Genomic DNA, 24,046 nt, shown 5'->3' with positions numbered 1-24,046 from the left:
AGGCCTCAGTCGTAGACTATGTCCGACGCATGGGAGGTGCGCGCGTGACCGAGACTGCGCATGAGCAAACCGTGGCGGATCTTCCGCTGGCTCCGATCAATCCGCTGCCGTACAAGCAACGGCGTGATGCTTTGCGGAACTTTCACACCGGCACCGACATCCTGCGGGATGCCGGTGGGCCGGTTACGCGGTTCAGCCTTGGCCCGCGGTGGTTGATGCCGCCGATCGTTTTAGCCACCTCACCTCAAGGTATCCGCGACATCGTCAGTGTGCGAGACGGCTCGATCGACAAGACGAGTGCGGTGGGCCGAGAGCTTCGACGTTTGCTCGGCGGGAACCTTTTCGTTTTGCCGCACCAGGAATGGCTACCGCGCCGGCGCACACTGCAGCCGGTGTTCACGAAGAAGCGCGTGGACTCTTTCGGGGCCCATATGGCCGAGGCCACAGAGATGGTGGTGTCCTCGTGGGCCGACGGTGCACAGATCAGCTTGGATGCCGAGGCGCGTCAGCTCACGATGCGCGCGCTCGGCCGCTCGGTGTTGGGGCTTGATCTGGATGAGCAGGCGGATGTGGTGGCCGAGCCGTTGCGGGTGGCGACCAGTTACGCGGTGCGGCGGGCGTTGAAACCTTGGCGGGCGCCGGCGTGGTTGCCGACGCCGGCGCGGCGGCGCTCCCAAGAGGCGGCGGCAACGATTCGGGGGCTGGCTGCCGACATCGTGCGTGCCTGTCGGGCCGACCCTGACCTGGACGCCCCGCTGGTGCAGGCGTTGATCGCCGCGCGTGATCCCGAGACCGGGCAGCCGTTGACGGATGACGAGATTCGCGACGAGCTGGTGATCTTCCTGTTCGCTGGCCATGACACCACGGCGACGACACTGACGTATGCGTTGTGGCAGCTGGGTCGTCATCCGGACGTGCAGGAGCGTGTGCACGCCGAAGTCGCCGAGCTCGGTGATCGGCTCCTGACGCCCGGGGATGTCGAGCAACTCGGGTACACCGTCCAGGTTCTTCGGGAGGCGCTGCGCCTGTGCCCGCCCGGGCCTACGGGGACGCGGATGGCGATCGAGGATGTCGAGGTTGCCGGGTACCGGGTTGAGGCGGGAACCATGTTGGTGTTCGGCCGTATGTCAGTCCAGCGTGACCCGCAGTTGTGGGAGGATCCGCTGCGGTTCGACCCTGAGCGGTTCACCCCGGAGAACATGAAGGGGCGGGACCGGTGGCAGTACGTGCCTTTCGGTGGCGGGCCCCGGTCGTGCATCGGTGATCACTTCGCCATGCTGGAAGCGACGTTGGCACTCGCCTCCATCGTTCGGCGCGTGACGTTGACCTCGCTGGAGGACGATTTCCCGTTGGCTGTGCCGTTCACGATGGTGCCGGGCGGACCGATCCCCGCCCGCGTCGCCCTGCGTTAGGTGTGCTCTGCGGGGTCGGCTGTGAACTGGCCGTGCCGGATCAACGCTGTGACGCTGGCGTCCCACCGTTGTAGCTCGGCGGGTGTGGTGAACGCGCCATCGATGTGACGGGCGATGTGTGAGCGCAGCAAGATGGGGCCAAGGCGCAGCATCAGCGGATTGAGCGCGGCCCAGTCCGGGTCGATGTCATCCCTGGTGAGTCCGGCAGCGGTGAAGGTGTCGCGCTGTCTGATGCTGATCTTGAGCAGGCCGTCGAAGATCACGGCGCCGATGTCGTTGCCCTCGATGAGGGCGTGGCTCACGTAGTCGACGACCTCTGGGCGGTCGTGGATGAGTTTGGACATTCGTCCGCCCAGCGAGCTGAAATCGTTTGTCGGCTCGGCCGGCACCGGTAGCGGGTTCGATTCGAGGGCATCGCTGAAGACGCGCAGCACATGGTCGTCGACGGCGGCGATCAACCCGTCTTTGCTGCCGAAGTGATGTCGCAGCAGGCCGTGTGAAACCCCCGCGGCTTCGGCGATCGTGCGCATCGTGGTTCCGCTGATGCCACCGGTGGCGAAGCAACGCAACGCGGCGTCTCGGATCCGGTCTGCGTTGGACAGTTGGATCGGAGCCGGCTGCAGCGCGAATACGGAGCCCTCCATGAGGACCGACAATACAACACGATCGTAACGCTATACATCTGGATCAAGAACACTATCCAAGTGGATTGGACAACTATCCATGCATCCGATATACCTATACAGCAGGACAGCTTGAGCAGTTAGGGGCGGCGCCGTGCCGGACATCTCTTATCCCACGCCCAAAGGCACCCTCCCGGGGTATCTGGCAGTACCCCCAGGAGAGGGGCCGTGGCCAGGCGTGGTGGTCGTGCAGGACGTGCGGGGAATGACCAACGATCTGCGGCGTATCAGCGATCGTCTCGCCGGCGAGGGTTATCTCGCCCTGGCTCCCGACCTGTACGGGCGAGGCTTCAAACCCAGGTGCATGATCACCACCATCCGGTCTCACTTCGCCGACACCGGCGATGCCTACGACGACCTCACCGCTGCGCGCGACTACTTGCTCGGCGACGAGCGGTGCAACGACCGGATCGGGCTGATCGGATTCTGCATGGGCGCAGGCTTTGTCCTTCAGTTGTCGCCACGGGGGCTCTTCGACGTGGCCGCGGCCCAATACGGACTCGCTCCGAAAAACATTGATGCGCTTGCCCGTTCATGCCCTGTCGTAGCCAGCTACGGTGCCGACGACCGCATCGTCAAACAGGGTTCGGCCAGTGCGTTGGAATCGGTACTGGCCAAAGGCTCTGTCGATCGCGACATCAAGGAATACCCGAACGTCGGACACAGCTTCATGAACAAGTCGGGCATCCCGGCGCCGTTCACCATTGTCGAAAGGCTGGCCGGATTCTCCTACTCGGCGCCAGAAGCCGAGGACGCATGGAGGCGGACCTTCGCCTTCTTCCAGAAGTATCTGATGGACACACCTCCCTCAGAGCTTCCCGAGCAGGACGGCAGCACCGATGCGCGAACCAATTGAGCGCTGGGTGCGGTGACGATCATGCTCACCCCCGAAGGCGTGGCCGTGATGACAACCGCCGAATCGTCGTGTGCTGCAGAAGAAACCGGCTCAGCCCCTAGGAAAGGCACACGATGACGTTGACGGGACAACCCCGGTTCCGGCCATGGTTGGACGTGGCGCCCCCCAGCGACTACCTCCGGAACATCGCAAACTCAGCGACGGGCAAAAGCTACAAAGCCTTTGTGAAATCCCTGCTCGACATCCAGCCGGGAGCCGTGGTGGTCGACCTCGGATGCGGGGCCGGAGTGGATCTTGCCGCCTATGCCGCAGCTGCCGGGCGCACCGGAAAAGTGATCGGCATCGACCACGACCAAGCCCTGCTGACCCATGCTGGCAAGTCCACGAATCACCTGCCGACGGTGTCCACCGCCCAGGCCGATATTCACCAGCTGCCGTTGGAATCCGGCACAGTGGACCGCGTCCATATCGACCGTGTCCTTCAACATGTGCGTACGCCGCCCACGGTGCTCGCCGAAGCTGCGCGGACCCTGAATGCCGAAGGCCGCATCGTCTGTGTCGAACCGGACTGGGCAACGCTGGTCATCGACCACCCCGACGTCGCTTTCAGTAACTCCTACACACAACATGTCGTCGCGCACGTCATTCGCAATGCCACCATCGGCAGGGCGTTGCCCAGGCTGCTCGACGAGGCAGGGTTCAGCGTCGACGCCGTCTATCCGGTTACAGCCTTCTGGACCGACGCGGTCGAGGGTGACAAAGTTCTCGGCCTCCGCGATGTCTGCACTCACGCGGTAACTGACGGGCTGTTGCCCACCGCGCGAACTCAGGAATGGATCGATGACCTCATGACAGGCCCGTTCTTCGGTTCGTTGTCTCTGTTCATTGTGTCCGCGCAGATCAAGAGCCGATCGATGTCCAGCGCCGTCAGTTAGGAGTGCGCTATGTACCAGTTCTCGAGCGCAGCCCACGAGCGTGCATGGAAACGGCCGGGTCATATCCGGCTCAGAGTTGAGCGGTCTACCGCGAATGCGACGAAGAAATATTCGCCGGTCCAATGGGGAGACGTCAATGGTGTTGTCTGACATCGACATGCTCGAACTGATACGCACACTCCCAATACCGGTTCCGTGGGATCGGGAAGCTTTCGTGCAGGCAATCGCCGACATGCGGGGCCGGCCCATCACGGTGATCGCAACCGAAACAGCGTTCTTGTCGCACAGCCTGTGCGGGGTGTGGTTGGAGCGAGAACACGACGACGTGATCCTGCATGAGCGCGACGCCTCGGATTTCCGCGTTCACCAGGTCGTATGCCACCAAATCGGACACATGGTCCTGGGGCACCACAGCAGCGGTGCTCGGTCGTACGTCTGCGACATGCTTGTTGAATCGGCGCTGCGTCACGCCCTGCCCGACCTCGCTCCAGAATTGGTGACGACCGCCCCGGGCAGCAATGACTATGGTGATGAACAGGAGCACGAGGCCGACCTATTCGCTTTGTTGCTGATGAATGCCGCTGAGGGGGAAGAGCATTCGATGATTCGCGATACGCCGAACAGTTCCACGGCGTCGAGGTGGCAGCAGCGGGCCCGGGCATGCGCCGCTTCATCCACTGAAGACGCCGACCTGGCACTGGTACGCGGCTATGCCCGTGAGTTGAGGAGTGCCTGCGACGACCTGCGCGACGAGCCGTTCAACCGGGAGGCTCGCGAGCACCTGATTCGCCTGGTCATGCAGGACAGCAAGACCGCCGATGAGGCCAACCAGCGGCTGCGCGCCGGCTTCGCCCGCGGGCAGTGAGATCAGACCGGACTCCCACCGGACTGCGAAGAAGGCCGCGGACTCCCAAAGTTCGCGGCCCCGGTTTCTGGCCGGCCCCTGACTGACAGGTCGTGGCCGACGTCCCTCAGCCCGGCGTCCAGAGGCGCCGGTCGTATCCCTTGCCGTCCGTCGCCTGTCCGGCCATGCGTCGATTCCGGCCCGTCACGCGGCGTCGGTTGCCCGAGGCCGTGCAGTCGCAGCAACCACCGGGCCGCCGCCCAGGTGTTCGCCAGAACCGGTCGCCCAGGGACTATGTAACGGTAGTCGGGCACGTTCGCCGAAAATAACGAATTTGCCCGATTTGCATCGGCCGAATTTAGGAAACGCGGCCCGATATTGAATTGAATTTGGCCCAAAATTTACGCCCGCGTACGCACCTATAGTTCGGTGCGGAGGTGCGGGCAACGGGCTGATGAGGCGGAGCATGACATGGTTTACTCTTCAACGACCGAGCTGGCTCCGTGAGGCGTCGTGGGAATTCGCTGCACCCGCACCGGGTGGAGCGATAAGTGGAGGAGATCTGCGATTTTCAAGCTCTTGAAGCGCTTGTGGATTCCGTTGCTCGCCATTGTGGTGATCTCCGCTGCGGCATTTACCGTGTCGCGCCTGCACACTATCTTCGGTAGCGACAAGCGCGCTACCTACGCCGACACCCAGGTCAACGATACGAAGCCATTCGATCCAAAGAAACTTACGTACGAGGTATTCGGGTCGCCCGGAACGGTAGCAGACATCAGCTATTTCGATATGAATGCTGATCCGCAATTCATTAAAAAGGTTCCCCTGCCCTGGACTCTGCAATTCGATATCACCAAGACCACCGCCGTCGGCAGCATCATGGCGCAAGGCGACAGTAGCAATATCGGCTGTCGCATTACTGTCGACAATGAGGTCAAGGCTGAAAAGTCGTCGAATCAGATAAATGCCTTCACCTCGTGCCTACTGAAGGCTGCATGAGCGATAAAAACATGGATACAGACCAAGCCTCCAGGCCGCGATTGGCTTCGGCGATCCGCCGGTTCGCACCCCTGATCATCTTGGGGTGGGTGGCGATCACGGTGCTGGTGACCGTGGCGATCCCACCCCTGGAGGTCGTCGAGCGTGACCATTCGGTGTCGCTGAGCCCTCCGGATGCACCGTCGGTCAAGGCGATGACCCGCATGGGCGAGTTGTTCCAGGAATCCAACTCGGAGAGTGTGGCGGTCATCGTCCTCGAGGGCGAGGAGCCCCTCGGCGACGCCGCCCACAAGTACTACGACAGCCTCATCAGCCAGCTGAAGCAGGACCCCAAGCACATCCAGCACGTCCAAGATTTCTGGGGCGACCCGCTGACCGCCGGTGCGGCCCAGAGCGCCGACGGAAAAGCCGCCTATGTGCAGCTGAACCTGCACGGCAGTTTCGGGCAGGCCGAGGCCAACGAATCGGTCCAAGCCGTCCAGGACGTCGTCAAGAACACCCAGGCCCCGCCCGGGGTCAAGACATACGTCACCGGCCCGGCGGCGATCGTCGCCGACATGGGGCAGAGCGGCAACCGCACGGTCATTCTCATCACCCTGGTCAGCGTCGGGGTGATCTTCCTGATGTTGCTCCTGCTCTACCGGTCGTTCATCACCGTGATCATCCTGCTGTTCACCGTCGGGATCGAATTGCAGGTGGCGCGCGGATGCGTCGCCTTCCTCGGCATGCACGGCTGGGTCGGTCTCACCACCTATGTGGTCAATCTCCTGGTCTCGGTCGGGATCGCGGCCGGAACCGACTACGCGATCTTCTTCACCGGTCGATACCAGGAGGCCAGACAATCCGGTGAGGACCGCGAGTCGGCGTACTTCACCGCCTATCGAAGCGTCGCCAAGGTGGTCCTGGCTTCCGGAGTGACGATCGCGGGAGCGATCGCCTGCCTGAGCTTCACCCGGCTGCCCTACTTCCAGCCACTCGGAATCCCCGGCGCGGTAGGCATTTTGATCGCGGTGGCGGTCGCGCTCACGCTGGTGCCGGCCTGCATCGCCGCCGGCAGCCGGTTCGGCGTCTTCGACCCCAAGCGGCTGGTGGTGACCCGCCGGTGGCGGCGTATCGGCACCGCCGTCGTTCGCTGGCCGGCGCCGATCCTGCTCGCCACCCTCGCGGTGGCCCTGATCGGGCTGTTGACGCTGCCGGGCTACAAGCCGAGTTACAGCGACCAGAAGTACATCCCGCAGGACATTCCGGCCAACCAGGGATTCGCGGCCGCCTCCCGCCATTTCCCGGAATCGAAGATGACGACGCCCGACCTCTTACTGGTCGAGGCCGATCATGACATGCGTAACCCCACTGATCTGCTGATCTTGAACAAGTTGGCCAAAGCGGTGTTCGCGGTCCCCGGAATTGCCAACGTGCAATCCATCACGCGGCCGGAGGGCACCCAGATCGAACATTCGTCGATCCCGTTCATGCTGAGTATGTCCAACGCCAGCCAGCGGCTCTCGCTGCCGTTCCAGAAAGAACGGATGGAGGACCTGGTCAAACAGGCCGACGACATGACCAAGACGATCAACCTGATGCAGCGCATGTACGAACTGATGCAACAGATGGTCGGCACCACGCACCGCATGGTCGGCACCACCCATGAACTGCAAGCGGATATGGGTGAATTGCGGGACCATATGGCTGATTTCGATGATTTCTGGCGTCCGCTCCGCAATTACCTCTATTGGGAGCCGCACTGCTATGACATTCCGTTGTGCTGGTCGATCAGATCGATATTCGACGGGTTGGACGGCATCGACGAGGTGACCGACAAAATGCAGGGATTGGTCAAGGAACTCGACCAATTGGACCTGCTCATGCCCCAGATGCTGCTGCAGTTCCCGCAGATGATCGCCACCATGCAGAGCACCCGCACCATGATGCTGACGATGCACAGCACCATGTCGGGGCTGTTCACCCAGATGGACGAATCCAGCGACAATGCCACCGCCATGGGGAAGGCGTTCGACGCGTCTAACAACGACGATTCGTTCTATCTGCCGCCGGATGTTCTGGAGAACAAGGACTTTCAGCGGGTCATGAAGATCTTCCTGTCCCCGGACGGCAAGGCCGCGCGCATGCTGATCACCCAGCGCAGCGATCCCGCCACTCCTGAAGGCATTTCGCGAGTCGAACCGCTGCGAATCGCGGCCGAGGAGGCCCTCAAGGGCACCCCGCTGGAGAGTTCCAAGCTGTACCTGGCCGGTACCGCGGCCGGCGTGAAGGATCTGGTGGACGGATCGAAGATCGACCTCATGATCGCCGGCGTCACGGCTCTGGCGCTGATCTTCCTGATCATGGTGCTGATGACCCGCAGCTTCATCGCGGCCCTGGTGATCGTGGGCACGGTGGCGCTCTCGCTGGGTGCCTCCTTCGGTCTATCGGTTCTGGCGTGGCAGTACATCCTCGGCATCCAGATCAACTGGGTGGTGCTGGCCATGTCGGTCATCGTGCTGCTGGCGGTGGGGTCGGACTACAACCTGCTGCTGGTCTCGCGGATGAAAGAGGAGATCCACGCGGGCATCAACACCGGCATCATCCGCGCGATGGCCGGCACCGGCAAGGTCGTGACGGCCGCGGGTCTGGTATTCGCGGCCACGATGGCGTCGATGATCGTCAGCGACCTGCTGACCATCGGTCAGGTGGGCACCACGATCGGCCTCGGGTTGCTGTTCGACACGTTGATAGTTCGCGCGTTCATGACCCCGTCGATCGCCGCACTGCTCGGCCGCTGGTTCTGGTGGCCCCAACAGGTGCGGCCGCGCCCCGCCAGCGCCATGCTGCGGCCGACAGGCCCGCGCCCGCTGGTGCGCAGCCTGCTGTTGAGGGACTAGCGGCGGCCGCATGACTGAGAACTCTCGGCCGCCGTTCTTCGCGCGCACCGTACGCAAGCTTTCGCCGCTCATCATCGTGGGCTGGCTGGCCGTCACGTTGATCTTGACGCTGGCATCGGTCGGCGGGGACTGGTCGGCTGCCATCCCCTCTCTCGAGCGGGTCGCGGAGAAGAACGCCGTGTCGTTGATGCCCAAGGACGCGCCCTCGGCCCTGGCGATGAAACGTATCGGCCACAACTTCGGAGAATCCGATTCCGACAGCTCGGCGATGATCGTCCTCGAGGGACAACAACCCCTCGGCGATGACGCACATCGGTATTACGGCGAGCTGATCACGGCGCTGCGCGGCGATCCGAAGCACGTCGAGCACGTGCAGGACCTGTGGGGCGATCGCCTGACCGCGTCGAGCGTGACGAGTCCCGACGGCAAGGCCACCTATGTCCAGCTGAACCTGGCCGGTGACCAGGGCACACCGCAGGGCGACGAATCGGTGGCCGTCGTACGCGACATCGTCGACCGGTCTTCTCCGCCGGCAGGCGTGGAGGTCTACGTAACCGGCGCTGCACCATTGGCTTCGGACATGCAGCACAGCGGCAACCGGTCGATTCTGAAGATCACCGCGGTGACCGTCGTGATCATCTTCATCCTGCTCTTTTTGGTCTACCGCTCGGTCGTCACGGTGATCCTGCTGCTCATCATGGTGGGAGTCGAGCTGGCGGCGGCCCGGGCCATCGTCGCGTTTCTGGGGGCCAACGAAGTCTTCGTGCTCTCCACATTCGCTGTGAACATGCTCGTGTTCCTGGCCATCGCAGCCGGAACCGATTACGGCATCTTCTTTTTCGGCCGATATCAGGAGGCCCGGCAGGCCGGCGAGGACCGAGAGCAGGCGTACTACAGCATGTATCGCGGGGTCACCCCAGTGGTCCTGGCCTCCGGTCTGACGATCGCAGGAGCGATCCTCTGCCTGACGTTCACCCGGCTGCCGTACTTCGAAACCATGGGCATCCCGTGCGCGATCGGTATGGCCGCGGCGGTCGCGGTGGCGGTGACGCTGGTGCCGGCCGGAATCGCGGTCGGCAGCCGCTTCGGATTGCTGGAACCCAAGCGCGCGTTGCGGGTTCGGCGTTGGCGCGGCATCGGCACCGCCGTGGTCCGGTGGCCGGTCCCGATCCTGGTCGGGTCCCTGGCGGCCGCGCTGGTCGGCCTGCTCGCCCTGCCCGGATACGAGACGAGCTACAACGACCGGCGCTACATCCCCGGGGACATCCCGGCCAACATGGGCTTCACTGCCGCCGAACGCCACTTCTCCCAGTCGCGGATGACGCCGGAGGTGCTCATGGTCGAGACCGACCGTGACCTTCGGAACCCGGCCGATTTCATCGTGCTGAACCGGTTGGCGAAGGCGATCTTCAAGGTGCGCGGCATTTCTCGGGTACAGGGCATCACCCGGCCCGAGGGCACCCCGATCGACCACACCTCGATTCCGTTCATGCTGAGCCTGCAGAGCGCGGGGCAGGTCCAGGCCACGGAGTTCCAGAAGAAGCGCATCGACGACATGGTCCAGCAGGCCGCTGACATGCAGGTGATGATCGACACCATGCAGCACACGTACGACGTGATGCGCAAGATGGCCGCCACCACCCACAACATGGTGCAGCGGACACATGAGGTCTACGAAGTGGCTCGTGACCTCCGCGGCAGCATCGCCATCTTCGATGACATGTTCCGGCCGGTCCGCAATTACTTCTATTGGGAGCCACACTGTTTCGACATCCCGATCTGTTGGTCGCTGAGGTCGATCTTCGATGCCATGGACGGTGTCGACAAGCTCGACGACAACCTGCAGATCATGGTCGAGAACATGGACGAGCTGGACGCGATCATGCCGAAGCTGCTGGTCCAGTTTCCCCAGATGATCGCGATCATGAAGACCATGCGGGTGAGCACCTTGACGATGCATACCACCATGTCGGGGCTGATGGCGCAGATGGACGAGACGAGCAAGGATGCCGCCGTCATGGGGCAGACATTCGACGCCGCGAAGAACGACGACTCGTTCTTCCTTCCGCCGGAAGTGTTCCAGAACCCGGACTTTCAGAAGGCGATGAAATCATTCATCTCCCCCGACGGGCGATCGGTGCGGTTCATCATCTCCCACAACGGTGACCCGCAGTCACCTGAGGGCATCGAACGCGTCGAACAAATCCGCACGGCGGCAGAAGAGGCGCTCAAGGGCACGCCGCTGGCGAGCGGGAAGATCTACATCGCCGGCGCCGCGGCGACCGCGAAGGACTGGCAGGAAGGGTCCAAGTACGACCTGTGGATCGCGGGGATAGCCGCGATCTGCCTGGTGTTCCTGATCATGCTGTTCATCACGCGAAGCTTCATCGCCGCCCTGGTCATCGTCGGGACCGTGGTGCTGTCCCTGGGCGCGTCGTTCGGGCTGTCGGTGCTGCTGTGGCAGTACATCCTGGGAATCCATCTGCACTGGATGGTGCTCGCGATGTCGGTGATCATCCTGCTGGCAGTGGGTTCGGACTACAACTTGCTGTTGGTGTCGCGGATGAAAGAGGAGATCGGCGCGGGTATCAACACCGGCATCATCCGGGCGATGGGTGGCACCGGAAAGGTCGTCACCACTGCCGGCGTCGTCTTTGCCTGCACCATGGCGGCGATGGCCGTCAGCGACCTGCAGATCATCGGCCAGATCGGCACCACGATCGGCCTGGGGCTGTTGTTCGACACGATGATCGTGCGCTCGTTCATGACGCCGTCGATCGCTGCCCTGCTGGGGCGGTGGTTCTGGTGGCCGCAGCGGGTACGGCCGCGCCCGGCCAGCGTGATGCTGCGCCCGCATGGGCCTCGTCCGGCGGTCCGTTCACTGCTGAGTCCCGGCCCTGACGCGGCCACGCAGCCGATCAGGACGCCTGACTAGCCCAACCCGGCGCCGAAAAGGATTGCGCCACGACGAGATCGGGCGCCGACCAATGGTCGGCGCCCAATCCGTTGGCGGTGGTGGGTCAGTACTTCACGCAGCTGGTCAGCATCTGCTTGAACACGGGCAGGGCCTGATCGGCGCCCTGGTTGTTCTTGATCTGATTGAGCAGATTCACCCGCTCATCCCTCGGAGAGCTCAGGAACACCCGCAGGAACTGCAGGTTGGGCGGCGACTGGTCGAGGTACTGAGCGGCCATCGGGTTCTCGGCATGCACCGCGGCGATCGCCTGATCGTAGGTGCAGGGCGAGTCGACCAACGGCCCGAGATCGGGCTCGGCGGACGCGAGACCGGCCCCGGCGCTCAACAGCAGGCCGGCACCGCCGATCGCGGCCGCGAGTCTGGTCAATGGAAGCTTGTTCATGTTTCCCCTCCTGGTAACTGTGGCTCGAACTCTGGTAGTCCAGCGACGGTTCGGGCCCGATTCACACCGCGCCGAGATATTTACCACTCAACCATCAATATCAAACTTTATGCCGGACGCCCACCTGGAATATCCGGTTTTGATTCAACGGTGTTACGCGGCATTCACGGCCGCTACGGCGCCGATATTTCCCGAGAATCCCGACGATCGCGCCTTTCCCAGCACAACCTCTTCGGGAAAGTGCCGGCCAAAGTTGCTGGCGCGGGTGAAAAAAGTTCACCGGCCGCTCCGGGATGGTCGCGAGCAACATGGGAGGCGGAAGGGTTGGGGCGGGCCGGGTGGGCGGCTGTGTCGGATAACTCCTGGAAATCTCCTGGGAAAATGCAACCGCCGTCCGGGTGAAGATCGCTGATCGGAGCCTCTGCCAGGACAGCGGAGTGGCCGTTATGGCAAACGGATTCCGAGCGTGGTTACGGCCGTAAGCACGTGTGACTCTCGTCGGATTCCGGGCCAGCCAATAGACCGAATTCTTGTGATCGGCGCATTGCTGGGGAACGGCCTCCCATCAGCGCTTTTTGCGCTCCGGTTAAATAACGCAATTCTCATTTCGAAGCCTTGTATTCAACATCGAGACCGGGCTAACGTCTGTGCCGCGGTAGCTGTCACGTTTGGCCGCATACGAACGGTCGGGAAGTTTCAACGGGAACGGGGGAACCTGATGGTCTGTGCTGCATTGGAATTGCCGAATCTCTTGCTCAGGTTGAGCAGTCCGGTCACGTGCCGGGTATCGAGCGCCCAGGACTGTTCGTGACCGCGCCGGGTGAGCTCACGGAGAAGCCGGCTCGGCCGGTGGTGCTGTTCGTACTCGGGATGGGACGGTCGGGGACCTCGGCACTGACGCGGGTTCTCTCGCTGTGCGGAGCGGCGCTGCCCGGCGGGATGATGGGTGCCGACAGCGGTAATGAGCGCGGCTACTGGGAGCCCAGGGCCGGGCTGTATCTCAACGAGAAGTTCCTGTACCGCCATGGAAGCAGTTACTTCGACCCAACACTGCGCCTTCAGGAGGAAGGCGGGTTGAGCGCCGAGGAGACCGCCGCCTTCACCGCGAAGATCCGCGACTACCTGCGGACGCTGCCGGCCGCACCGGTGGTGGTGGTGAAGGTGCTGCACATCTCGGTGCTGGCGAGAATGTGGTTCGACGCGGCACATCAGGCCGGATACGACATCGCGGCGGTGCTGGCCGTGCGCGATCCGCAGGAGGTCATCGGTTCGCTGGCCAAACTCATGAAGGCCTCACCGCAGCTGACCAGTGCCCTGTGGCTGAAGTACAACCTGCTGGCCGAGCGTGAGACACGAGGACTGCCGCGGGTTTTCGTCGACTACTCGAACTTTCTCGACGACTGGCGCCGGGAGATCAAGCGCGTCTCCCACACCCTTGCCCTGGACCTCGATACCGGCGACGAGGGCGCGGTGGAGAAGTTCCTGGCCAAAGACATGCGTCATCAACGCCAACGCGGCCCACTCATCGAACCGTTCGGGACGAACTGGCTGTCCGTGGCCTACCAGGGCCTGAGCGCCGCGGCACGCGACGAGCCGTGGGAGGAAGCCGCGCTCGATGGGGTCTTCGACGAGTACGTGGCCAGTGAGCATGGGTTCCGCACGGCCATAGAGGATTTCCAGGGCCAGTTCAACCGCCGGTACCGATTCTCCAGGGCCTTCATCAAGCCGTTGTTCGAAGGCGTTGCGCTCATCCACGGCCGGCGGGGAACCTGGGCCTGAACCGCGGCTACTTGCGTGAAAGGAGCTCCATCAGATAGTCGCCGTACCCGGATTTCGGGAGTTCCTTGGCGCGAGCGGCAAGTTGATCGTCATTGATGAATCCTGCCCGCCATGCGATCTCCTCGGGAACACCGATTTTCAGCCCCTGACGGCGTTCGATGGTGCGAACGAAATCGCTGGCGTCCAGCAGTGAGTCGAAGGTCCCGGTATCCAGCCAGGCGGTCCCGCGGGCCAGCACCTCCACCGAGAGCTGCCCCTGGTTCAGGTAGATCTGGTTGATCTCGGTGATCTCGTATTCCCCGCGAGCCGACTTCTGCAGGGAGCGGGCGATGTCGATGACGTTGTTGTCATAGAAGTACAACCCGGGAACCGCATAGTGGGATTTGGGTGTGGCCGGCTTCTCCTCCAGCGACAGGGCGGTGCCGTCCGCACCGAACTCGACCACTCCGTAGGCAGACGGGTTGGCCACCCAGTACGCGAAAATCGCTCCACCGCTGACGTTCTGGAATCGGCTCAGGCTCGTACCCAAGCCCGGGCCGTAGAACACGTTGTCGCCGAGGGCCAGGGCCACTGTGTCGGTGCCGATGTGCTCGGCTCCGATCATGAACGCCTGCGCGAGACCCTCCGGTTGGGGCTGGACCGCATAGCTGAGGTTCACCCCGAACGCCGAGCCGTCGCCGAGCAGCCGCTCGAAGGCCGAGGCGTCGGCCGGTGTGGTGATCACCAGGATGTCGCGAATGCCGGCCATGATCAACGTGGACAGCGGGTAGTAGACGAGTGGCTTGTCGTACACCGGAAGCAACTGCTTGCTGACACCCATTGTGATCGGATGCAGACGTGTGCCGGAACCACCGGCAAGAATAATTCCGCGCATGCGTGCCCCTACACCTCGAAAACAATGGATTCGCTCCAGTTCGGTGGCTGCGACGACGTTTCCTGGCTCGTCATCGCGCAACACGGACGCCACCTTATCGTGCCGGTACGGCAATGGCGACGAAATGGTTTGCGGTGAAGCCGGTGCCCGCGAAACTTCCCCGCCCGGGTGGCCGTGGCCCCGGGGGCCCTTGTGATCGATGGCGTCGGATTTGCCAGGGCGAATATGGCCGGTGGTTGTCCCCTGCCCCGCGGCGTGTTTCGGAGGGGTGCGAGTTAGCGAAATTTGCCCACCGAATTGCGATTGTCTCCGGCGGTGGTCGTAAAAACCTTTGTCGGCGTGGACTATTCGCCAGTGGAGGCACCAATCGGGCTGTGCGTCCACTAATGTCGACCCGGTGGGGGTCGCAGCGCTATCATGAGAGTTGCACTGTCGAGCTATGGCACGCGGGGGGATATCGAGCCCTCCGTGGCGGTCGGACATGAGCTGCTCCGCCGAGGGCACGAAGTGCGGATGGCGGTGCCACCCGACCTGGTGGGTTTTGTCGAGGCGGCGGGGCTGCCCGCGGTCGGCTACGGGTTGGCGGTCGAGCCGCAGCTGGACGGCTATCGCGACCTGTGGACCACATGGGCGCGGCACTTCTGGCGAATTCAGGATCTGGTGGCGTTGTGCCGGGAAGCCCTCAATACCGTCACCGCGCAATGGGACGAACTGAGCCGAACCCTGGCCTCGTTCGCCGACGGTGCCGACGTGCTGACCACCGCCGTGGGATATGAGCAACCGGCGGCCAATGTCGCCGAGTACTACGGAATCCCGTTGGTCGCGCTGCACACCATGCCGTGGCGGCCCAACGGTCAACTGTTTCCGATTCTGCCGGCTCCGGTCAGCCGCACCGCCATGACGGCCTACGACTGGCTGGCCTGGCGACTGACGAAGCGGCACGAGGATGCACAGCGGCGCGAACTCGGTCTTCCGAGGACAACCGGCCCGTCGCCACGGCGGATGGCCGAGCGGGGTGCATTGGAGATCCAGGCCTACGACGAGGTCTGCGTCCCCGGATTGGCGGCTGAGTGGTCGAAGCTGAACGGGCGACGGCCGTTCGTCGGTGCACTCACCATGGAGTTGTCGACTCGCGCCGATGACGAGGTGGCCGCGTGGATGGCAGCGGGGCCGGCACCGATCTGCTTTGCCTTCGGCAGCATTCCCGTTGAATCTCCGGCCGATACGGTGGCGATGATCAGCACCGCCTGTGCGGAACTGGGGCAGCGGGGGTTGATCTGCGCCGGTGGCACCGATCTGACCGATATCCCGGTGGCCGACCACGTCAAAGTGGTGGGCGTGGTGAACTACGCAGAGGTCTTCCGGCTCAGCAGAGCTGTCGTGCACCATGGCGGCTCGGGCACGACGGCAGCGAGCCTGCGTGCCGGCGTTCCGACCCTCATCCTCTGGTCGGTGGGTGATCAGCCGGTCTGGGGCAACCAGCTCAAGCGACTGAAAGTCGGCACGTCACGGCGGTTCTCGACGACCAACGGTGAATCGTTGGTGGCGGATCTGCGTCTGATCCTGTCGCCGGACTATGCGGTGAGGGCACGCGCATTGGCGGCCCGGATGACCCGACCGTCGGACAGCGTCGCGAAAGCCGCAGATCTGCTCGAGCGCTTCGCTCGAGCGTGAGATCTGCTCCCGCGTCGACCGCTCTCGGTCGCCGGGCGCACAGCTAATCCCTGCGGACCGGTCTCCAGTAGCGTCGACGTCAATTAATCGTCGACCCACGGACACCGTCACCCATTCGCGACCGCATTTGCGGTGATGATCATCGCGCCATGGGGCGCGGCACCCTGTGGCTGTTGCGCGCGATTTCGGGTACGTCAAAGACGCTGGCCACCGCCGAGTTCTGTCGGTCCTGCGACGGCGAGATGAGACGGGGTTTTCTTTGCCAGTACTGCGCCCGGCGGGGATCGCCCCACACAGTTGACCGGACGGCCGGCCGCACCGAATTCGCGTCTTTTGCACCATCCCGACGAATTGTTCGTCGATTTGCCAAAAAGCCAGAATCCCAAGGACATTGGTCGTATCCGAAATGCACTTCAGACGGTGCCGGGAGGCTAGGCTCATGGCCTGACCAGCAACCGAGTTAGGGGGCAGTTTTTTGACCGTGACAGATCACGACACCCGATCTGCATACCTGGACCTGCTCCGCCAGGACCTCACCAGATACGGGGTCGACGAATTGGTACCGGTCGGCTGGAACTGGCTGCACCGCCCAGTTTTCAAGATCGGCAACCTGATGCTTGTCCGCAAGCGCCCCTTCGATCGGCACAAGCGCGATCTCGGTCTGGATTGGCCGGCTGATGCGCTGACGATGATCGGCATGAAGCGGCTGACGAGCCTGCAGCAGTGCGTCGAGACCGTGATCGCCGAAGACATCCCCGGCGATCTGGTCGAATGCGGGGTCTGGCGCGGTGGCGCGTCGATCCTCATGCGCGCGGTGCTCGCGGCCTACGGCGACGAGAGCCGTTCGGTGTGGCTCGCCGACTCGTTCGAAGGCGTGCCCCCGCCGGACGCCGCGAACTACCAGGCCGACAAGGGCGACAAGCTGCACCTGGCCGCACCCATCCTGGCGGTTTCGGAGAAGGACGTCAGGGCGAACTTCGCCCGCTACGGACTGCTGGACGACAAGGTTCGGATCCTGCCCGGCTGGTTCAAGGACACCCTGCACGATGCACCGATCGAACGCATCGCGGTGCTGAGGCTCGACGGCGACCTCTACGAGTCCACGATTCAGGCGCTCGACGGCCTCTATTCGCGGCTGACTCCCGGCGGGTTCTGCATCATCGACGACTACCACGCGATCGAAGGGTGCCGGAAGGCGGTCACGGATTACCGGTCCAGGCATGGAATCTCCGCCCCGATAACCGAGATCGACGGCACCGGGGTGCTCTGGCGCAAGGAATGAGCCCATCGCACCTGAAAGGCAGGGATTGGCAATGAAACTCGTCCTGGCAGCCTATGGAACCCGCGGAGACATCGAACCGTCGGTCGCGGCCGGGCGCGAACTGATGCGGCGAGGCCATGACGTGCGGATGGCTGTTCCCCCTGATCTGGTGGGCTTCGCCGAGAGCGCGGGCCTGATCACCGTTCCGTACGGGCTGGACACCCGCGCCTGGGTGGGTGTGTACCGGGATTTCTGGACCTGCTTCTTCCACCGGTTCTGGCGCATCGGCGAGCTCCGGCGCCTATGGCGGGAGATGTGGGATCTCAGCGATCGCTCGTGGACCCAGATGAGTACCGCGCTGACTTCCCTGGCAGACGGTGCCGATCTGCTGTTCGCCGGGCAGAGCTATCAGGAGCCGGCTGCCAATGTCGCCGAGTACCACGACATTCCGTTCGCGACCTTGCACAACACCCCGGTACGGGTCAACGGCAAGTTGCTGTCCCGGTTGCCGGATCCGCTGGCGCGGGCAGCGATGTGGGCCTACGACTGGTTCGGGTGGCGGTTGAACAAGAAGGTCGAAGACGCCCAGCGTCGAGGGCTGGGTCTGCCCAAGGCGACTGGGCCGGTCTCGCGGCGCATCGCCGCTCGCGGGGCGCTCGAGGTTCAGGCCTACGACGAGGTGTGCTTCCCCGGACTGGCGCAGGAGTGGGCGCAATGGCGCAGTGAACGACCGTTCGTCGGTACTTTGACCATGGAACTGTCGACCGACGCCGACGAAGAGGTCGCGTCGTGGGTCGCCGGCGGGCCGGCACCGATCTGTTTCGGGTTCGGCAGTATGCCGGTCGAATCTCCGGCTGCCACAGTGGAAATGATCGCGGCAGCATGCGCTGAGCTCGGTCAGCGGGCGTTGGTGTGCTCGGGATCCAGCGACTACAGCGATGTCGGGCAGTACGACCACGTGAAGGTGGTGGGCCCGGTGAACTACGCCACGGTTTTCCCCGCCTGCCGCGCGGCCGTTCACCACGGTGGGGCCGGAACGCTGGCGGCGAGTCTGCGCGCGGGTGTGCCCACCTTGGTGCTGTGGATCGACGGCGTGCAGCCGGTATGGGCGTCGCGGGTCAAGCTGTTGAACGTCGGCGCGGTACGCAGTTTTGCCGGCACTACGCAGCAGACCCTGGTTGAAGACCTGCGTAAGGTCCTCGACCCCGAGTGTGCGGTCCGGGCGCGCGACGTGGCCGCCCGGATGGTGCCGGCCGCCGAAAGCGTGACCCGCACCGCGGACCTGATCGAAAGCTATGCCCGCCAGAGGTGTTCGGCCTGAGCCCGATGACCACCGACCGACATCTTCGGCCGAGGCCGGAACGTAGCCATGTGAACTGTCCGCGCGGCAGTTCCCTGAACATTCAGAGAGTCAACATGTTCGAAGTAACTGAACGCAGCGGGGTCCGAACACGGATGTCCCGGGCCGACGACGTCCTTGGCGGCGCCGATGCCTGACGGGCTGAAACTCAGCACCCAGCTCTGGCTGAAGGCGGTCCGCGCCGAGTACTGGCTGGCCCGCAAACTGTTGCCCGACGTCTACAGCAACGACGCATTGATCTGCTTCAACAGCTATGCGTTCATGGATGATCCGGACTTTCAGCGGGCTTACCAACGGGGTGCGCGTGCTCTCGGCGACATGGACTGGTACCAGTGGCACTGGCGGGTGCATGTGGGGTTGTGGGCTGCCCGTAACGCCAGTCAGATCGAGGGCGACTTCGTCGAGTGCGGCGTCAGCTATGGATTTCTCAGCAGTGCGGTGATGGAGTACCTCGACTGGGATCAGCTCGGCAAGACGTTCTATCTGCTCGATACCTTCGCCGGGCTCGATCCGCGCTTCGTCACCGCTGCGGAGCGAGAGTCCGGCGCCTTGGAGAAGAGCCAAGAGCTTGTTCGGAACGGGATGTACGGCAGCTCGGTGGACAGCGTCCGCGCCAACTTCGCTCAGTGGCGCAACCAGCGCATCGTCGTCGGTTCCGTGCCCGAAACCCTTGAGCACGTCGACTCGGATGCGGTGGCCTTCCTGCATCTCGACATGAACTGCGCCCCGCCGGAAGTATCAGCGCTCCGGCACTTCTGGCCGCGGCTGTCTCCCGGCGCCTTCGTCTTGCTCGACGATTACGCCAACCGGGGGCGCGACGAGCAACGGATCGCGATGGACGAGGTGGCCGCAGAACTGGGCGTTTCGGTCTGTTCCCTGCCCACCGGTCAGGGATTGCTGATCAAGCCGCCCGCGCGGACCGGCCGAGCCGATGAGCCGGCCCGACTTCCCAACAGGGCGGCCGAGGGTATCGCTGGGCGGAATGCGGCCCCGGCACCCGCGGCCCACAAGTGGCCACTCAAGTTCCGGATCGCATGGGCGGCGCTGCGCACCGCGTACTGGATACCGCGCAAGGTATTGCCTGACGTGTACTCGGACGACGCGCTGATCTGCTTCAACAGCCATGCGTTCATGGACGATCCGGCCTTCCAGCGGGCCTACCAGCGCGGAGTGCTCGCTCTGGGTGGAAAAGACATCCATCATTGGCACTGGCGGGTTCACGTGGGGCTGTGGGCGGCCGCGACCGCGAGCCGGATCGAGGGTGATTTCGTCGAGTGCGGCGTCAGCCACGGCTTTTTGAGCAGTGCGGTGATGGAGTACCTCGACTGGGACCAGCTGAACAAGATGTTCTATCTGCTCGACACCTTCGCCGGAATGGATCCCCGCTTCGTCAGCGCGGGCGAGCGCGAAGCCGGGGCGTTGGTCAAGAACCAGGCGGCGCTGGACTTCGGCATCTATGGAAGTTCGGTGGACAGCGTCCGGGCCAACTTCGCCCAGTGGGCCAACCAACGTATCGTCGTCGGCGCGGTGCCCGAGACGCTCGAGCAGGTCGAATCCAAGTCCATCGCCTTCCTCCACATCGATATGAACTGTGCCCCACCAGAAGTCGCAACATTGCGCTACTTCTGGCCGCGGTTGTCGCCTGGTGCGATCGTGCTGCTTGACGACTACGCCAATCGTGGTCGAGACGACCAGCGCATCGCGATGGACGAGGTGGCGCACGAGTTGGGTGTGCAGATCTGTGCCCTGCCCACCGGCCAGGGCCTACTCGTCAAGCCACCCGAGCAGTTCAGCCCGCCCTCGGTGGCTGCTGAACACGCGGAATCTAGCCGGCCCGGCTGAGATCGGGCGGGTCAGCGCCTGATCGGACGGATGGCCCGCTCGTAGAGGTCGGCGGCCTGGCGGACGCTGTCGACCGAGCTGGTCATCTGCTTGGCGACTGATCGAGCTCGGGCGGCGTAGTCCGGGCTCAGGATGCGGTGCAGGTCGGCCACCAGTGTTTCGGCGCTGGCCGCTGAGATCCGCCGGGAGGTACCGACTTTCAGGCGTTTGATCTGGTTTCCCCAGTACGGCTGGTCGGCCGAGCTCCAGAGGATCAGGGTGGGTGTGCCCGCTCGCAGGCTGGCCGCCGTGGTGCCCGAGCCGCCGTGGTGCACGACAGCCCGGCAGGCGGTGAATACCTCGGCGTAGCTCACCGGCCCGACCACCTTCACGTGATCGGGAATGGGGACATCGCCGAAATCGGTTCCGCCCGCGCAGATCAACGCGCGCTCGCCCAGCTGTGCGCAGGCGGCACCGACCATGTCGATGGTCGCCGCGGGCGATTCGACCGGGATGCTGCCCGTGGCAAAGCAGATCGGCGGGGTGCCGGCCGCGATCCACGACGTGACTTCGTCGTCGACCTCTGTGGTGAGCCCCAGTGTCAGTGCCCCGACGAATGGCCTGCGGCCGTTCCACTTCGCCCACTCGGCTTGAAGGCCGGGAACGCTGACCGCGTCGTAGGCCTGGATCTCTAGAGCGCCGCGGTCGGCCATCCGCCGGGGCGAGGGCGCCGAGGCCGCGGGCAGGCCGAGGCCTGCGCGCTGCACGTCTTCGGCCTGCTTGGTGGCTCGCCACATCAGCCACTCGGACACCACGCCGCCGGAACGGACCAGGGCAGAGGGCAGCGCGGGAATCAACCGACCGTTGGGTCGCATCGGGAAGTGGTGCAGGGCGACCAACGGAATATCGTAGAACTCAGCGACATTGGCCGCCGGCTGCTCGTAGTTGAGCCCGGTCGACAACAGGTCGGCACCCCGCGCCAGTTCGATCAGTGTCGCACTGGTCTGCTGCCAGTGCTCGGCGATGGGTGCCCAGAGCTCGCGCAGGGTCCCGACGGGATTGCGCGGCAACCGCATCCAGAAGTCGCGCAGGAAGTCCTCCTGCAGAAAGTCCGCCAATTTGGGACCATAGGAAACGGTTTCGAGACCGGCCGCTTCGGCGAAGTCGACCAGATCGGGAGGCACGGCCAGCGAGACGTCGTGGCCCCTGCGCTGAAGTTCGCGCCCGACGCTGACCGAGGGCTCGACATCACCGCGAGTTCCGTAGCATGCCAGCGCAAATCTCATGCGGCCCTAGCCTTTCACTCGATATCTCGCGTAGTTGACCTTACCGCCCCCTGGGTTTGCGATAGTTAGCTTATGGACCTCAAAGAACGCGTGCGCGAATCCCGTGACCGGATAGTCAAGAACCAGAACGAGAAGCTGGCGCAGTACGTGCAAAAGTTCATCTATCCGTACGCCACGCGCAAGCTCGAGGCCGAGGACGTGGTCTTCCTCAACTATGGGTACGAAGAGGACCCGGCCATGGGGATACCGCTGTCGGAGGCCGACGAACGCAATCGCTACTTCATCCAGCTATATCACGCCACCGCAACACAAGTGGATATCCAGGGAAAACGAGTGCTGGAGGTCGGTTGTGGCCACGGCGGCGGGGCGTCGTATCTCACGCGGACACTGCATCCGGCGTCCTACACCGGTCTGGACCTGAACCCGTCAGCCATCGCGTTTTGCCAAAAGCGGCACAAGTTAAAGGATCTGGAGTTCGTCCAGGGCAATGCGGAGGATTTACCCTTTGCCGACAACACCTTCGACGCGGTGATCAACGTGGAATCGTCCCACCTGTACCCACAGTTCTCGAGGTTTCTGACCGAGGTGAGCCGGGTCCTGCGTCCGGAGGGATACTTCCTCTACACGGATGCCCGTCTGCGGGGCGATATTCCGGCCTGGGAGCAGGCTCTCGCGGACTCGCCGTTGCGACTGGTGTCGCAGCGGACGATCAGCGCCGACGTGGTGCGAGGCATGGAGAAGAGCATGCAGCAGTGGCAGTACGTGATCGACCGGGTCGCGCCACGGCCGCTACGTGGTCTCACGCGGCGCTTCTCCCCGGCCCGCAAGGCCTGCGAAAGCCTGCGGCCAGGAGGGACCTCGGAGTACCGGATGTTCAGCTTCTCCAACACCGGCGCTGCGTCGAATCATGGTGCGTAGCGGAGGAATTAGTGGCCCGATGTCGCGCTTCGGCTTCGTCGTTCTCCGCGTTCGTACTTTGCTCGCAGGTATGGTGAGGGCATGAATCTGCTCGAGTCGATCGAACGCGGCCTGGATTGGCTGGCGACGCCGAAGCGCTTGCCCGGTCACCTCGAGATGGAGACGCAGCGAGGAAAGCGCCTCGAGCTAGAGGTGGTCTCCCTGGCGATTCGTATGCCGGTCGGCGGTGGAGTGAAACTCAAGGTGCCGGTGTTCGTCATGCTCATGCCGACCGGGACGTCGGCCCTCCAGTCGCCGCAGGATCGCACGGAACCGGACGATCAGTAGCTTCTGCACATTGCTGTAGCAGTGCTGCCTGACGCCACGTCGGGGGGCGGACCGCGTCGTTGAGCGGCGCGCGCCCGCGTGGAATGTCCCGCTACGTCATGAATGGCAATGACCGCTGTGCCTGATCCCCCAGCCCGCAGGCTGGGGGATCTTCGCATTTGTGCAGTTTCAGTTAATCGCTTGGCCGACCTATCGGCGTTTTGCATTCAATACCGGACAGCTTTTCCCGGTGTGTGTTCCGGCTGTCCATTCTTTGCTGCGATTGCGCTTTTCGGAACAATTCGAGTTTGGGCGCCCGGTCAGCGGCCGCTGAGACCACACAACATTCACAATCTCGCTGAATACGCAATAGCGTGACGGTTTCGTCAAAAGATGATGACCTCACAAAAGCACATGATATTGAAAATGCAGTTAACTTATTAGGCTCTCTACTGAGAGTTCGCTGTTCGCGACTGCCGGCCGGACTTCCGGAAAACCGGGAACCGCGCGATGCAGCCTCCCGTATGTTTGCGCTATCTTTGCGAAGTCACCGACCAACCTGGAGAAACGTGAGCATTAACCCGTTCGACGACGACAACGGCAGCTTCTACGTCCTGATCAATGACGAGGAGCAGCACAGCTTGTGGCCGAGCTTTGCCGAGGTGCCCGCAGGGTGGCGGAAGGTCTATGGCGAAGCGAACCGTTCTGACTGCTTGGAGTTCGTTGAGCAGAATTGGCCGGATATCAGACCGAAGAGCCTGCGTGAGCGGTTGGCGCAGGACGGGTCTATTCAGCGCTAA

19 protein-coding genes and 1 pseudogene are annotated in these 24,046 nt (G+C 63.5%); 16 read left to right on the top strand and 4 right to left on the bottom strand.

Going from position 1 to position 24,046, the window contains the following annotated elements; all coding sequences use genetic code 11:
* Positions 1-44 precede the first annotated feature (44 nt).
* On the top strand, positions 45-1,412 hold the full coding sequence (locus tag K6L26_RS01075; RefSeq protein ID WP_234709420.1) for a cytochrome P450: 1,368 nt from the start codon (positions 45-47) through the stop codon (positions 1,410-1,412).
* Here the strand turns inward: K6L26_RS01075 and K6L26_RS01070 are convergent.
* Positions 1,409-2,056: a TetR/AcrR family transcriptional regulator gene (locus K6L26_RS01070; RefSeq protein ID WP_019347003.1), complete on the bottom strand. Its 648-nt coding sequence runs from the start codon at positions 2,054-2,056 to the stop codon at positions 1,409-1,411. The genes K6L26_RS01075 and K6L26_RS01070 overlap by 4 nt on opposite strands.
* A 133-nt stretch (positions 2,057-2,189) precedes the next feature.
* On the opposite strand from K6L26_RS01070, the gene K6L26_RS01065 reads away from it, so the two are divergent.
* The 6 genes from K6L26_RS01065 to K6L26_RS01040 all read left to right on the top strand — a co-directional run bounded on the left by K6L26_RS01065 (position 2,190) and on the right by K6L26_RS01040 (position 11,543).
* A complete protein-coding gene (locus K6L26_RS01065; protein WP_047037116.1) occupies positions 2,190-2,951 on the top strand; it encodes a dienelactone hydrolase family protein in 762 nt (253 codons plus the stop codon).
* A 113-nt stretch (positions 2,952-3,064) separates the two neighbouring features.
* Positions 3,065-3,886, top strand: a complete 822-nt coding sequence (locus K6L26_RS01060) for a methyltransferase domain-containing protein (RefSeq protein WP_280639566.1) — start codon at positions 3,065-3,067, stop codon at positions 3,884-3,886.
* 136 nt (positions 3,887-4,022) lie between these two features.
* Positions 4,023-4,751, top strand: a complete 729-nt coding sequence (locus tag K6L26_RS01055; RefSeq protein ID WP_019347000.1) for a hypothetical protein — start codon at positions 4,023-4,025, stop codon at positions 4,749-4,751.
* 558 nt (positions 4,752-5,309) lie between these two features.
* Positions 5,310-5,729, top strand: coding sequence for an MmpS family transport accessory protein (locus K6L26_RS01050; RefSeq protein ID WP_036392530.1), 420 nt, complete (start codon positions 5,310-5,312; stop codon positions 5,727-5,729).
* The gene (locus K6L26_RS01045; protein ID WP_221852447.1) at positions 5,726-8,608 is read left to right on the top strand and encodes an MMPL/RND family transporter; all 2,883 of its coding nucleotides are present in this window, start codon (positions 5,726-5,728) and stop codon (positions 8,606-8,608) included. Before K6L26_RS01050 ends, K6L26_RS01045 begins: the two co-directional genes overlap by 4 nt.
* A 10-nt stretch (positions 8,609-8,618) precedes the next feature.
* Positions 8,619-11,543 carry an MMPL/RND family transporter gene (locus tag K6L26_RS01040; protein WP_076112036.1) on the top strand — a complete coding sequence of 975 codons (2,925 nt, stop codon included), beginning with the start codon at positions 8,619-8,621 and terminating at the stop codon, positions 11,541-11,543.
* A gap of 85 nt (positions 11,544-11,628) precedes the next feature.
* Here K6L26_RS01040 and K6L26_RS01035 read toward each other — a convergent pair whose 3' ends face one another.
* Positions 11,629-11,967, bottom strand: coding sequence for a hemophore-related protein (locus K6L26_RS01035; protein WP_019348667.1), 339 nt, complete (start codon positions 11,965-11,967; stop codon positions 11,629-11,631).
* Between the two features lie 870 nt (positions 11,968-12,837).
* Here K6L26_RS01035 and K6L26_RS01030 point away from each other — a divergent pair.
* A complete protein-coding gene (locus K6L26_RS01030; protein WP_064894859.1) occupies positions 12,838-13,746 on the top strand; it encodes a sulfotransferase family protein in 909 nt (302 codons plus the stop codon).
* A gap of 7 nt (positions 13,747-13,753) precedes the next feature.
* Here K6L26_RS01030 and rfbA read toward each other — a convergent pair whose 3' ends face one another.
* Positions 13,754-14,620 carry a glucose-1-phosphate thymidylyltransferase RfbA gene (gene rfbA / locus K6L26_RS01025; protein ID WP_036390686.1) on the bottom strand — a complete coding sequence of 289 codons (867 nt, stop codon included), beginning with the start codon at positions 14,618-14,620 and terminating at the stop codon, positions 13,754-13,756.
* A gap of 417 nt (positions 14,621-15,037) precedes the next feature.
* Between rfbA and K6L26_RS01020 the strand changes: the two genes are divergently transcribed.
* The 5 genes and pseudogenes from K6L26_RS01020 to K6L26_RS01000 all read left to right on the top strand — a co-directional run bounded on the left by K6L26_RS01020 (position 15,038) and on the right by K6L26_RS01000 (position 20,757).
* Positions 15,038-16,294 carry a glycosyltransferase gene (locus K6L26_RS01020; protein WP_065063432.1) on the top strand — a complete coding sequence of 419 codons (1,257 nt, stop codon included), beginning with the start codon at positions 15,038-15,040 and terminating at the stop codon, positions 16,292-16,294.
* A gap of 481 nt (positions 16,295-16,775) precedes the next feature.
* On the top strand, positions 16,776-17,576 hold the full coding sequence (locus tag K6L26_RS01015) for a TylF/MycF/NovP-related O-methyltransferase (RefSeq protein WP_036390684.1): 801 nt from the start codon (positions 16,776-16,778) through the stop codon (positions 17,574-17,576).
* Positions 17,577-17,607: 31 nt separating this feature from the next.
* Entirely contained in the window at positions 17,608-18,876 is a 1,269-nt protein-coding gene (locus tag K6L26_RS01010; protein WP_065063430.1) for a glycosyltransferase, read from the top strand.
* Between the two features lie 168 nt (positions 18,877-19,044).
* A pseudogene (locus K6L26_RS01005) lies at positions 19,045-19,827 on the top strand (TylF/MycF/NovP-related O-methyltransferase); the annotation flags it as partial.
* 165 nt (positions 19,828-19,992) lie between these two features.
* Complete coding sequence (locus K6L26_RS01000) at positions 19,993-20,757, top strand: class I SAM-dependent methyltransferase (RefSeq protein WP_109748914.1); 765 nt, start codon at positions 19,993-19,995, stop codon at positions 20,755-20,757.
* A gap of 11 nt (positions 20,758-20,768) precedes the next feature.
* Here the strand turns inward: K6L26_RS01000 and K6L26_RS00995 are convergent, their stop codons facing one another.
* Positions 20,769-22,022 carry a glycosyltransferase gene (locus K6L26_RS00995; RefSeq protein WP_065063428.1) on the bottom strand — a complete coding sequence of 418 codons (1,254 nt, stop codon included), beginning with the start codon at positions 22,020-22,022 and terminating at the stop codon, positions 20,769-20,771.
* 72 nt (positions 22,023-22,094) lie between these two features.
* On the opposite strand from K6L26_RS00995, the gene mtf2 reads away from it, so the two are divergent.
* The 3 genes from mtf2 (at position 22,095) to K6L26_RS00980 (ending at position 24,046) form a co-directional block, all read left to right on the top strand.
* A complete protein-coding gene (mtf2, locus tag K6L26_RS00990; RefSeq protein WP_081288767.1) occupies positions 22,095-22,940 on the top strand; it encodes a fatty-acid O-methyltransferase Mtf2 in 846 nt (281 codons plus the stop codon).
* A gap of 81 nt (positions 22,941-23,021) precedes the next feature.
* A complete protein-coding gene (locus tag K6L26_RS00985) occupies positions 23,022-23,267 on the top strand; it encodes a hypothetical protein (protein ID WP_019343968.1) in 246 nt (81 codons plus the stop codon).
* A 548-nt stretch (positions 23,268-23,815) separates the two neighbouring features.
* Complete coding sequence (locus K6L26_RS00980; protein WP_065063426.1) at positions 23,816-24,046, top strand: MbtH family protein; 231 nt, start codon at positions 23,816-23,818, stop codon at positions 24,044-24,046.

Origin of the sequence: Mycobacterium farcinogenes (genome assembly GCF_019739075.1) — a bacterium.
GTDB classification, from domain to species: domain Bacteria; phylum Actinomycetota; class Actinomycetes; order Mycobacteriales; family Mycobacteriaceae; genus Mycobacterium; species Mycobacterium senegalense.
This window is presented reverse-complemented; position numbering and strand designations above follow the sequence as displayed.

Excerpts from the sequence above, each read along its gene's own strand:
- K6L26_RS01070 (WP_019347003.1), bottom strand. The coding sequence starts at position 2,056 with ATGGAGGGCTCCGTATTCGCGCTGCAGCCGGCTCCGATCCAACTGTCC.
- K6L26_RS01060 (WP_280639566.1), top strand. The coding sequence starts at position 3,065 with ATGACGTTGACGGGACAACCCCGGTTCCGGCCATGGTTGGACGTGGCG.
- K6L26_RS01055 (WP_019347000.1), top strand. The coding sequence starts at position 4,023 with ATGGTGTTGTCTGACATCGACATGCTCGAACTGATACGCACACTCCCA.
- K6L26_RS01045 (WP_221852447.1), top strand. The coding sequence starts at position 5,726 with ATGAGCGATAAAAACATGGATACAGACCAAGCCTCCAGGCCGCGATTG.
- K6L26_RS01040 (WP_076112036.1), top strand. The coding sequence starts at position 8,619 with ATGACTGAGAACTCTCGGCCGCCGTTCTTCGCGCGCACCGTACGCAAG.
- K6L26_RS01035 (WP_019348667.1), bottom strand. The coding sequence starts at position 11,967 with ATGAACAAGCTTCCATTGACCAGACTCGCGGCCGCGATCGGCGGTGCC.
- K6L26_RS01030 (WP_064894859.1), top strand. The coding sequence starts at position 12,838 with ATGGGACGGTCGGGGACCTCGGCACTGACGCGGGTTCTCTCGCTGTGC.
- rfbA (WP_036390686.1), bottom strand. The coding sequence starts at position 14,620 with ATGCGCGGAATTATTCTTGCCGGTGGTTCCGGCACACGTCTGCATCCG.
- K6L26_RS01020 (WP_065063432.1), top strand. The coding sequence starts at position 15,038 with ATGAGAGTTGCACTGTCGAGCTATGGCACGCGGGGGGATATCGAGCCC.
- K6L26_RS01010 (WP_065063430.1), top strand. The coding sequence starts at position 17,608 with ATGAAACTCGTCCTGGCAGCCTATGGAACCCGCGGAGACATCGAACCG.
- K6L26_RS00995 (WP_065063428.1), bottom strand. The coding sequence starts at position 22,022 with ATGAGATTTGCGCTGGCATGCTACGGAACTCGCGGTGATGTCGAGCCC.
- mtf2 (WP_081288767.1), top strand. The coding sequence starts at position 22,095 with ATGGACCTCAAAGAACGCGTGCGCGAATCCCGTGACCGGATAGTCAAG.
- K6L26_RS00985 (WP_019343968.1), top strand. The coding sequence starts at position 23,022 with ATGAATCTGCTCGAGTCGATCGAACGCGGCCTGGATTGGCTGGCGACG.